6 protein-coding genes are annotated in these 10198 nt (G+C 61.1%); 2 read left to right on the top strand and 4 right to left on the bottom strand.

The window, feature by feature from the left end; genetic code table 11:
• Window positions 1-36: 36 nt before the first annotated feature.
• Both ACNPP0_RS00875 and ACNPP0_RS00870 read left to right on the top strand, forming a co-directional pair.
• Window positions 37-2388, top strand: coding sequence for a cytochrome P450/oxidoreductase (locus ACNPP0_RS00875; RefSeq protein WP_448704785.1), 2352 nt, complete (start codon window positions 37-39; stop codon window positions 2386-2388).
• 297 nt (window positions 2389-2685) lie between these two features.
• Window positions 2686-3726 carry a T6SS phospholipase effector Tle1-like catalytic domain-containing protein gene (locus ACNPP0_RS00870; protein WP_448704777.1) on the top strand — a complete coding sequence of 347 codons (1041 nt, stop codon included), beginning with the start codon at window positions 2686-2688 and terminating at the stop codon, window positions 3724-3726.
• A gap of 361 nt (window positions 3727-4087) precedes the next feature.
• Here the strand turns inward: ACNPP0_RS00870 and ACNPP0_RS00865 are convergent, their stop codons facing one another.
• From ACNPP0_RS00865 to ACNPP0_RS00850, 4 genes are all read right to left on the bottom strand, one after another.
• On the bottom strand, window positions 4088-4630 hold the full coding sequence (locus ACNPP0_RS00865; RefSeq protein WP_448704776.1) for a DUF6708 domain-containing protein: 543 nt from the start codon (window positions 4628-4630) through the stop codon (window positions 4088-4090).
• 317 nt (window positions 4631-4947) lie between these two features.
• Window positions 4948-8208 carry a T6SS effector BTH_I2691 family protein gene (locus ACNPP0_RS00860; protein WP_448704775.1) on the bottom strand — a complete coding sequence of 1087 codons (3261 nt, stop codon included), beginning with the start codon at window positions 8206-8208 and terminating at the stop codon, window positions 4948-4950.
• 291 nt (window positions 8209-8499) lie between these two features.
• Window positions 8500-8790 (bottom strand): hypothetical protein, encoded by a 291-nt coding sequence (locus tag ACNPP0_RS00855; RefSeq protein WP_448704774.1) that lies wholly within the window; start codon window positions 8788-8790, stop codon window positions 8500-8502.
• A 68-nt stretch (window positions 8791-8858) separates the two neighbouring features.
• Window positions 8859-10163: an ABC transporter substrate-binding protein gene (locus ACNPP0_RS00850; RefSeq protein WP_332610122.1), complete on the bottom strand. Its 1305-nt coding sequence runs from the start codon at window positions 10161-10163 to the stop codon at window positions 8859-8861.
• Window positions 10164-10198 lie beyond the last annotated feature (35 nt).

Genomic DNA, 10198 nt, shown 5'->3' with positions numbered 1-10198 from the left:
GGCAGGCCGATGCATCACGAATACACGGAAAGCATCATGAGCCAATCGCCCTCTACTTCGCGCCCGTCGGGCTGTCCCATCGATCACGCGGCGCTTGCCGCGATGCCAAGCCCCACCGGCTGCCCCGTCAGCCCGCGCGCGGCCGAGTTCGACCCCTTTGGCGATGGCTATCAGCAAGACCCGCCTGAGTACGTGCGCTGGGCGCGCGAGCAGGAACCCGTGTTCTACAGCCCCAAGCTGGGCTACTGGGTGGTGACCCGCTACGAAGACATCAAGGCGATTTTTCGCGACAACATCACTTTCAGCCCGTCCATCGCGCTGGAAAAAATCACCCCCACCGGCCCCGAGGCCAATGCCGTGCTGGCGTCGTACGGCTATGCCATGAACCGCACGCTGGTCAACGAAGACGAGCCCGCCCACATGCCGCGCCGCCGCGTGCTGATGGACCCGTTCACGCCCGAAGAGCTCAAGCACCACGAGCCCATGGTGCGCCGCCTGACCCGGGACTACGTTGACCGCTTCATCAACGACGGCCGCGCCGACCTGGTCGACCAGATGCTGTGGGAAGTGCCGCTGACCGTGGCGCTGCATTTCCTGGGCGTGCCCGAAGAAGACATGGAGCTGCTGCGCCAATATTCCATCGCGCACACGGTCAACACCTGGGGTCGCCCCAAGCCTGAAGAACAAGTGGCCGTGGCGCATGCCGTGGGCAACTTCTGGCAGTTGGCCGGCAAGATCCTGGACAAGATGCGCCAAGACCCGTCCGGCCCCGGCTGGATGCAATACGGCTTGCGCAAGCAGCAGACGCATCCGGAAGTGGTCACCGATTCCTACCTGCATTCCATGATGATGGCCGGCATCGTCGCCGCCCACGAAACCACCGCCAACGCATCGGCCAACGCCATCAAGCTGTTGCTGCAACACCCCGACGCCTGGCGCGAAATCTGTGAAGACCCCGACCTGATTCCCAACGCCGTCGAAGAATGCCTGCGCCATAACGGCTCGGTCGCGGCGTGGCGCCGCCTGGCCACGCGCGACGTCGAAATCGCCGGTGTGCCGATTCCGGCAGGCTCCAAGCTGCTGATCGTCACGTCGTCCGCCAACCACGACGAAGGCCAGTTCAACGACGCCGACCTCTTCGACATCCGCCGCGAAAACGCCAGCGACCAACTCACCTTCGGCTATGGCTCGCACCAATGCATGGGCAAGAACCTGGCCCGCATGGAAATGCAGATCTTCCTGGAAGAACTTACGCGCCGCCTGCCGCATATGAAGCTGTCGGAACAGGCGTTTACCTATGTGCCCAACACCTCGTTTCGTGGGCCGGAGCACTTGTGGGTGGAATGGGACCCGAAGCAGAATCCGGAACTGGCGTCGCCGGCATTGCTGAATAATCAGCACCCGGTGCGCATCGGCGAGCCTTCGTCGCACGCCATCACGCGGCCCGTCGTCGTGCAGAGCGCGGTCCAAGCCGCTGACGGCATCCTGCGCCTGCGTTTGGTGTCGCCCGATGGCAAGCCGCTGCCGCGCTGGACGCCGGGCTCGCACATCGACGTGGAATGCGGCGACACGGGCTTGTCGCGCCAATACTCCTTGTGCGGCGATCCTTCGGAAACCGGTGTATTTGAAATTGCCGTGTTGAAGGAAACAGAAGGCCGAGGCGGTTCCGCGTGGATGCACGCCAACGCGACGCCCGGCGCGCGCTTGCGCATCCGTGGGCCGCGCAATCACTTCCGCATGAATGAAGCGGCCGACAAGCTGATCTTGATTGCCGGCGGCATCGGCATCACCCCCATCAGCGCCATGGCGCGACGCGCCAAGGAACTGGGCCTGGATTACCAACTGCATTACAGCGGGCGGTCACGCAGCTGCATGGCGATGCTGGACGAACTTGTCGCGTTGCACGGCGACCGCCTGCATGCCCACGTCAAAGACGAAGGCACCCGCGCGGATTACGCGGCGCTGTTGTCCCAGCCGGACGCCGGCACGCAGATTTACGCCTGCGGTCCGCAAGGCCTGCTGGATGGCTTGGCGGCGTGCTGCGCCGCGTGGCCGGAAGATGCGCTGCGCGTGGAACACTTCCATTCCACCTTGGGCACGCTGGACCCGTCCAAGGAACAGCCGTTTGAAGTCGTGCTGAAAGACTCGGGCATCGTCATCAACGTGCCCGCTGATCAGACCTTGTTGACCGCATTGCGCGGCGCCAATATCGACGTGCAAAGCGACTGCGAGGAAGGCCTCTGCGGGTCGTGCGAGGTGCGCGTATTGGAAGGAAATATCGACCACCGCGACGTCGTGCTGACGCGCGCCGAACGCGACGCGAACAACAAGATGATGGCGTGCTGCTCACGCTCGTGCGCGGGTGGCAAGGTGGTGTTGGAGTTGTGACGGTGAACTGACCGACCCGGCTACCAACCGCGCCATTGTGGATACCATCCGCCTGCACGGCGGATGGCTACACATTCATTAGTTCGTTTATCCCCCCTTCCCGCCCCGCCTGCGCCCAAGCGCCCGCGCCGGCGTTTTTGCGTGCGCCACCCCTAGTAAAAAAAGCGGTGTACATGCCGCCAGCAGGGAAACCACGCGGGCGGCAAACCCGTAACCCGCGTGATAGCGTGCCTCACGCGGGCGTCATCCCAGCCAGCAGCAGATGTATCGCAAGACTCGATCTGTAGGGAGCCGAGCATGCAGAAGAATCTGGCCATCTTCTTTGACGGTACGTGGAACGAACCCAACGACCGCACCAACGCCTACGAGCTTTACAAAGCCGCGCCGGAAACCAGCACGCAGGAAACCCTGTATATCGAAGGCGTCGGCACGCAAGGCCAAGGCCTGTGGGCCGCCATCGACAAATTCCTGGGCGGCGCATTCGGCGCCGGTCTGTCCGCCAATATCCGCCAGGGCTACCAATGGCTATGCCAACGCCAGGAAGCCGGCGACCACATCTTCCTGTTCGGCTTCAGCCGTGGCGCGTACTCGGCGCGCAGCCTGGCCGGCATGGTCCGCAAATGTGGCCTGCTCAAAAGCCCCACTGACGACAACGTTGCTGAAGCGTACGCGCTATATCGCGATGATTGCCTGCCCTCGTCCATCGACGCCATTTCGTTTCGCGCCCAGTTCTCGCGCGACACCGACCTGCATTTCGTTGGTGTCTGGGACACCGTGGGCAGCCTGGGGATACCCGTCGGCGGCATTTCGTTTCCCGGGTTTTCAAAGTTCTATAACTTCCACGACACCGAACTGAGCAACCACGTCCGCAACGCCTATCACGCCATCGCAACGAACGAATACCGCGAACCGTATTTCCCAACGCTATGGACAAGGCTGGCAACATCCGAACCGCGCCCGCCGGACAGGCCGGTTGAACAGCGCTGGTTCATCGGCGCGCACTCGGATATCGGCGGAGGATATCGCGACGGGAGTTTGCAGACACTACCGGCAGCGTGGATCCAGGAAAAGGCGCGGCAGGTGGGGTTGGAAGCCGGCACCGCGCAGCGCATCTCCACCGACTATGACCAGTGCAATCCGCACGACTCGTACAAGGAGTTCACCGAGAAGGTGCTGATCCATGTGAAAAAGCAGGCGCGGATTTGGGATGGCGAGACCGTGTTGAATCTGACGGTGGATGAAAGAGTGGTGAGGCGGGTGGAAGGGAACGCGGAGTATTTGAAGGAGTTTCCGAATTTCAGAGAGGCGGTGGCGGGCTTGCCGGTGGGGCGGGGGTAGCCCAGGCGCTTGCCTCGCACATCCAAATTATTAAACCTATCCAAGACCGGCTAGGTCCCGAAGTGATAGCGAGTCCTATTGCATCAGATATCCGGAAAGCGAGACCAAACAGCAGGGGGCACAAGAAAACCGGTGTCAGCACGAGCAGGCCTCTTACCGCCGAAGATCGTCGAGAAAGTTCCAGATACGTGTCGTCCAGATAGTTCGGGGCGCATTCGCGCAGCGCCGGAGCCACTTCCGGCGGCTCGTTCGGACTCGGAAGATCACGCTTCCATCCTGCGCAGGGAGGATTGAGCGTCGATCTGGGCATCACGCTTCCTCCGTCATGCTGATGCGGACGTAGCTGTTAAGGTCACCCCTGTCAGGCGCAATCGTGATTGATCTCATCACCGCCCTCTCCCCTGCACTCCAACCCACGCGAACCTTCGCTAGATCGCGACTCCCAATCCATCGCCTCCGGCCACTCCACCCGAGGCGCCCACCGCAATGCCAGGTTGTACGCCGGCACATCGTTCGCGTCGCGCGGTTCGATGTCGCACGGCGGCAAGGCTTGCGGGCCTTGTTGCATATAGGTGCAGACGTAGGCCCAGAGGTTGTCCAGGTCGTGGTTGTAGGTGCTGAGGTGAAAGCGTTCGATGACGTCGTTGGTACCGGGTTTGACGATGGCGAGGGACACGCCCCACTTGATCATCAAGCCCCCGCCGGAGGTGACGCCCCATTGCTCCCAGACTTCGGCGCGCACGTCGTCCCAGGGGTAGCTGGCGGTGGTGACGTACCAGCGGGTGAACGGGTTCCACCAGACCATGTGGAAGCCGTAGACGTAGATGCGGCGGCGGGCGCGGTTGAAGCGGATGGGGAGGTCACGTGGGGGGGAGACGTCGGCCAGATACAGAAATGCAGTCATCCAGACACCAATTGCCAAAACGAACACAGCAATCCACAGCGTCGACCAATCGCTCGTAGTGAACGCTCTGGGATGATCCACCAGCAAACTCCAAATGACGCCAGGTACTCCGATGATCGTCGCATAGAGCATAAATGGGATAAGCAGCAACAACACCCCACGTATGCGGGATGATCGACGAGACAGTTCCATGTAGACATCATCAACATGATTGGGCGCGTTTTCACGCAAGCTAGGAATTGCATCGGGACGGTCATTTGGGCCGGGCAAGTCGCGTTTCCATCCCAAGCAGGCCGGGCTGAGTTTGGGTTGAACCATTACGCGTCCTCGGTCATGCTGATGCGGGCGTAACCGGTAAGGTCATCCCTGTCAGGCCAGAACGTGATCTCGATCGTGGCGCTCTTGATACTGTGCATGGGTCCGAGCCAGTATCGACAACTCAAGACGGGAGATTCTCGGGTTGGCAAACTCTGATCTTCTGGCAGCAAGTATTTATACGAATCCAATCCAGGGGCCCACCGCATGCTGTTGTGGTGCATTGCCGCAAGCACGCCCTCTGACAGTTTTGGACCTCGCCGTCCGCTTCTTTCCACGCCAAAGCTCTCTAAAAGCAGCCTGAATTCGAAGCGCGATATCGTGGGGTCGAACCCTGGCAACACGATCCGATAGGCCAGTTCAATTCCCGATTCGACCCCGCCCGTTGCCTGGATCTGCAGAGTGTCTGACGTTAGAAGCAAATCGGTATCCATTACCCGCTTGGCGGAATGAAAGCCCAGGGTTGCATCCATTCCTATGACCGCAGCGTTCAACGCCGAAATCGCCGCGTCGATTTGGTCAGCCCCCTCCCAACGACGTTCTTGTTCTGCTTTGCCAAAGTAGGACCGACGGGCCCACATTTCCAGACTGTCCGACTCAAGAGACTTGGCGTTTTTTCCGACAACGAAAGCGGCCAGTCCAAGCACGATTCCCAGGCCCAGTGGCCCTAACAAGGCTCCGTCTACCAAGATGCCAAAGATGCTCGCGGCAGCACCGAAGAGTGAAATGAAGCCACTCAACTTGTACTGTTTTCCCGCGTCGACATCTCCCAATAAATCCGTCCGAACTTCCGCCGCGAAACTCCCCACCCCATCGGCCACCCCTCCCAACCCCGTGATCACCCCTCCCGCCTTGATCAGCGTCTTTCCCATCCCGATCGCCCGCGTCACAGCACCGCCCTCCGCCGCCGCCACTCGGCGCATGAACGGCTGCACGCTTTCGGCGCCAATCCTCAGCGTCAACCCACCCGCCTCCACACCCGCCCCCAGCAGCCCCACCCCTGCCCCATACAACGCGGCCATCGCTTCCGGATGCCTTGCACCAACAGTCTCCCGCGCCGCCTCCAGGCTGGTACGCACGCTGTCATGCAGGAAATACAAACTGACCAGTGGCAGCGCGCCATAACCCGACCCGACAGACAATCGCTTTAGACTCGTCAGCCCATTCTTCGCGAACTCCCGCGCGTGGGCCGCGCTTAACTCCAAACCCTTTAGCAGTTGCGCAGCCGGGGCTTCCAGGTTCTTCATGCCGACCGAGATCTTTCGCATCGCGCCATGCGACGCCTTGCGCGCCGCATCTTCCGCTTGACGGACCACACCTTCCACCTGGCGCGCCACATTTTCTACTGGATCGCCGGCTACTTTCTCAAAGGCGTTGATTCGCTTCCGGATCTCTTCCGCGCTGCCTTCCATCCACAACGTCACGTCAATCAGCGTATTGCGCACCGCCGGGTCCGGGATGCTGATCAAGCCGGCGAACACAAACGCGCGCACGCGCCGGCTGGCGTCTTGTTGCAGGGGCTCGCCGACGCGTTGCAGCTCTTCGGCGCAGATGGACAGCAGTTCCCCCACCGTGAGTTGAATCACCACCTGCGTCATCTGCGCCTTGCGGTACAGCCACGCACCGCCCACGTGAACCGCATCGACGGCGGCTTTGGAACCGGCGCTCAAATGTTGATTCAGGCGCTTGCTGGCGCCGTGCATGGCGGTCAGCAGTTGGTCGGCGGCGTCTGCCGCTCGGCCTTCTCGCCATGCACCGATTTCTTTGCTGCTGATGATGCTCTTGACGGCGTCGAAGTATTTTCTTCCGGCGTCGTTGGCAACCGCCCCGGCGCCGAACAGAGGGATAAAGGTGGTCTGCAAAAAGGTCTGATGGCCGTTCAAGGCCAGATAGGCGGCGCTGTTGGGATCACTTAGCAACGACTGCCACGCGGTGCCGGTAGGCCCCAGCGTTTCGGGTTTCGTCGACGCGGCGTCAGACGCAGGCATCGCATCGGTGATCCCGCCGTCCAAACATGCACCAACCGCAATCAAGCGCAGCAGACGCGATCGTTCATCGGTATCGGAATAGTCCATTGCCACGATGCGCTTCCACGCCGCGCTGCCCACTACCTGCGCCCAATCCTTGCCATACGCATCGATATCTTTTTCAAACCGCTTGATGTCGCGGTCATACCGCGCCTGAAAGCTCGCCCGGCCATGGCGGCGCGGTTCAGCGGGGGGATTTGTTTCCCAGTAGCGTTCTTTCAATCGTTCAATGCGATTGGTGATCTTGGCTTGCACACGTTCTTGCCGTTCACGCGCAGGGTCCCAGAACACGGGTGGCGTGCCGGACTCGCTGGGCATGATGTCGAGCAAGGGTGTCGGGCTATCCATTGTCTCGGCGTCGGCCTGCACGGCGTACATCTGTTGAATCGCCAGCAGGCATTGCGAGGTCAGGTAGGCATAGCGGCGAGTCGGCTCTTCGGACCACAAGCGCTTCTGCGTATAGGCGGCCAGGCGGACGTTGTTGAGTTCTTCGGCCATGCCGATCGGGTCGGGCAGAACCAGCCCGGTCACGCCTTGCGGCAAGCGGTGCTGCCGTTCCATCAGCGTCAGGTAGTTACGCATGCCCGTGGCTTGCGCCACGCGCGATGACCAGCTGTGGACACTGCCGAAGTCGTCGACACCGCTGACATACTCCGCCACGTGTTTGTTCAACGGATGCGCATGTTCCAGCGCCAGCGCGGTGCCTCCCGCCGTGGGATCGTCCCGCAACTTGGGCAGATCCACGATGACAAACCGTAGCGGGTAATTGGCATTCAGATCGTCGCCTGACTTGTACGCATCCAGCACGGCCGTCGGCCAAGGGTCTTGCGAATACGCGATCCAGGCCAGCTTGTACTGATCAATGTCGATACCAATGAACGACGCGGGCAAGTCGTGGGCGGCCTGAACGCAGCGTTCGGCCAGCGGAGCAGGCTCGTCGCGCGCCATCTCGTAGGGATTGAAATGCCGCATATGGCCCGCATCGGTCACTTGATAGGCATGCCATACCCTGCGGTCCAGCAGCACATACACATAGCCCTTGCGCATGATGCGCAGCGATTCTTGCAGACCAGGATGCGACAGCGCACCGCGCACATGTAAAAACGGGCTCTTGGCCACCACCGCCGGGCGCAGCAGCAGAATCGGCACGCCGTTGCGTTCGCAGGCGTTGCAACTGCCGGATGGCAGCGGCAAGGTTTCTTCGACGATGTCGACAAGCGATTGGCTGAGCGTCATGCGAACACTCGAAGGCCAAGGGTCTGGCTGGCAATGCAAAACGTTGCGGGGGTAGGCATGACGGGCTCCGTCGTCGTGTCGGCCATGGCGGCCGGGAGGCTTCCGAAGGAAGCGCTAGCCGGACTCATGCAACATCCATGCCAAGCGTCACGTCCTGTCAATAAGCTCCATGGAATCAATGGCTTGCCATGCGGCTAAGACACTTACGACGGAGCTCTGATCGGAATCCCTACGAAACCGCCGTTTTCCCCCAAGAAAACGGGCCAGTTTTGACCCGATAAAAGAATATCGCTATTGAATCAATGGCTTGTAGCGGGTCAAAATTGGCCCGATCGGGCCAAATCTGGCCCACGCTGTGAAGAATGACCGCACGCCCCTCTTCCCTAAGGATGCGAACCATGGTTCTCGATCTGTCATCGCACTATGTTTTGCTGGATGCCGCCGGGGCAAGAGGAACAAGCCCTGTACGTAGCGCACGTCCAAGGCCAGGCCCATGATGATGCCGCCCGCCAGCACCAGCAGCCACAAGCGTGCAGGATCGGCACGTGGTTGCTTCTGACACCCCCGCTTGCCTTGGTTCATGTCTTTCCGCAAAAAAAACCCCGACGATTGCTCGCCGGGGGAGTCCCTGCACACACAACACAGCTTGCTCAGTTCGAATACACCTTGATCTGGTCGCTTTTCAGCACGTCCGGGGTCAGGTTCTTTTCGATCCAGCCCATCGACGTGTCTTCCACCCCCGGCGTCACCAGCTCCGCCGGCACGATCGTAATGTCGGCCAGCACCTTGAACGGGTACTTGTCGCTCTTCTTGGTCACGCCGAACAATTGCGCTTCCAGGCCCTGGCCGTCAGCACGGTGCATTTTGACTTCGCGGCCGTAGCCCTTGAACGACACGTCGTGCATGGCGGCGGCCACTTGTTCCGGGGTGGGCCAGGCGCCGTTGTTGTCCTTGATGGCTTTCTCGTAGCCTGCTTTCAGGCCCTGGATGGCTTGCACCATGTGGTAGACCGAGTAGATCGGATAGGCGCCGGTCTTGTCGTGGAATTTCTTCACGAAGGCCTGGTGCTTCGGATCGTCCTTGGTTTCCGGGTGCAGGAAGTAGTGATCGCCGCGTGCGCCGACGTAAACGCCTTCGGGCAAGGCGTTGCCAAGGCGTTCCAGCGAGCTTTCGGCCAGCGACAGCACGAAGGTAGAGTTCTTGAACAGGTTGCGCTGCGAGGCCTGGCGCACGAAGTTGTCCAGGTCGCCGCCCCATGACGTGGACACGATGACGTCGGGTCGCAAGGCTTGCAGGCGGCTGATTTCCGTTGAGAAGTCGGCGGCGCCGAACTTGGGGAACATCTCGGCCACGACCTTTACGTCGGGCTTGAATTTCTTTAGCGCGGCCAGGAAGATGTCGCGCGAATCGCGGCCCCAGGCGTAGTCCTGGTTGACGATGGCAATCGTCTTGAAGTCGGGCTTGACCTTCATCAGGTACAGCACCTGCGCGACCATTTCGGTGGTGGCGTTGGCTTGCGTGCGCACCACATACTTGTACTTCTTGCCTTCCAGCGCCTTTTCCGTGCCGCAGTCCCACAGCACGTTCAGCACCTTCAGGTCTTCGGCAACGGGGGCCACGATGTTGCAGTGGCCGCTTGAAATAGCCGACAGCATCACGCGCGTGCCGCCCTCGGCCAGGCGGCGGTATTCGGACAACAGCTTTTCGCCACCGCCGCCTTCGTCGATGTAGCTGGGCACAAGCTTGACGCCGTCGATGCCGCCCGCGGCATTGATGTCCTGGATCAGGATTTCGGCCGCATCGCGCGCCGGCACGCCGAACACGGATGCCGAGCCCGACAGGAAGGTCGAGATGCCGATGTTCAGTTCCTTGGGCTTGTCGGCGGCGCCGGCCAGCGCCGCGAAGCCGGACAGCAGGGTGGCGCCTAACAGCGCGGCCAGTCTTGAGGTTTTCATGGTCTTGTCTCCAGTGTTGTAGTCGGGTCTATGCC

This window comes from Achromobacter semiaridum (genome assembly GCF_053543755.1).
Note: the sequence above shows the minus strand (reverse complement) of the source record. Positions and strands in the feature narration are given on the sequence as shown.

Excerpts from the sequence above, each read along its gene's own strand:
- ACNPP0_RS00875 (WP_448704785.1), top strand. The coding sequence starts at position 37 with ATGAGCCAATCGCCCTCTACTTCGCGCCCGTCGGGCTGTCCCATCGAT.
- ACNPP0_RS00870 (WP_448704777.1), top strand. The coding sequence starts at position 2,686 with ATGCAGAAGAATCTGGCCATCTTCTTTGACGGTACGTGGAACGAACCC.
- ACNPP0_RS00865 (WP_448704776.1), bottom strand. The coding sequence starts at position 4,630 with ATGACTGCATTTCTGTATCTGGCCGACGTCTCCCCCCCACGTGACCTC.
- ACNPP0_RS00860 (WP_448704775.1), bottom strand. The coding sequence starts at position 8,208 with ATGACGCTCAGCCAATCGCTTGTCGACATCGTCGAAGAAACCTTGCCG.
- ACNPP0_RS00855 (WP_448704774.1), bottom strand. The coding sequence starts at position 8,790 with ATGAACCAAGGCAAGCGGGGGTGTCAGAAGCAACCACGTGCCGATCCT.
- ACNPP0_RS00850 (WP_332610122.1), bottom strand. The coding sequence starts at position 10,163 with ATGAAAACCTCAAGACTGGCCGCGCTGTTAGGCGCCACCCTGCTGTCC.